General features: G+C 44.1%; 1 protein-coding gene. It reads right to left on the reverse strand.

Annotated features, from left to right (window positions below; all coding sequences use genetic code 11):
• A partial coding sequence (locus ACYVRA_RS07870) for a hypothetical protein (RefSeq protein ID WP_461252185.1) occupies nucleotides 1-575 on the reverse strand: 575 nt, incomplete at its 3' end.
• Between the last annotated feature and the right edge of the window lie 128 nt (nucleotides 576-703).

The raw sequence follows: 703 nt of genomic DNA on the forward strand, positions 1-703 counted from the left end.
CAGTCTTTGTAAACTTTGTTTATTCCCGAATAAAACGCAATGTCAAAAGCGCCGACTGCTTCTGAAAATCTTTTTAAATCAACCAGAGCATGGCCTTTTTCAATGTTAAGCTCTCCGATACCCAAAGACTTCTGCCCAAGCAGAGACAGTTCTTTCTCGATTATCTCCAGTTTTTTTACAGGATCGCCTTCAAGACGGACAGATAAAATAACGGCGGAAATGGTTCCGGGCGAAACAGAAACGGACTGCCTGTACAAACGCACGGCTTCACTGTACCTGCCTTCCAGAATGGCAAGCCTACCCGACCATGCCATAAGCCTGCCTGTATAATCAGCATCGGCAGATCCTTCCTTTTCCATTTGAACAAGCATTTCTCTTGCCGATGTGATTTCTTTAGTTTTATTACGCGCTTCAGTCGCGCCAACCGCCTCAAGAGGAACTATCGCCTCTTCAATCGCAGTAAGATTTTTTTCAGTCTTACTCCCCTGAATGTTAATTGTTAAATCTTTCACGGTGGTACACGCTGAAAAATACGCCGCTATAAAAATTATTATTACCGCTTGAAGCTTTTTCATTTTAATTCTCTCCGTTATTTATATTGCCAACGATATAAACGTCTGTCCATTCCCATGCCGAAAATTTCCGCTTTCTTGCCGCCCTGCGCCGGAATAAACAAAGGCCTGCCCCACGCGGGAAGGGGAAA

The sequence above is a fragment of the Treponema sp. R8-4-B8 genome (assembly GCF_054786175.1).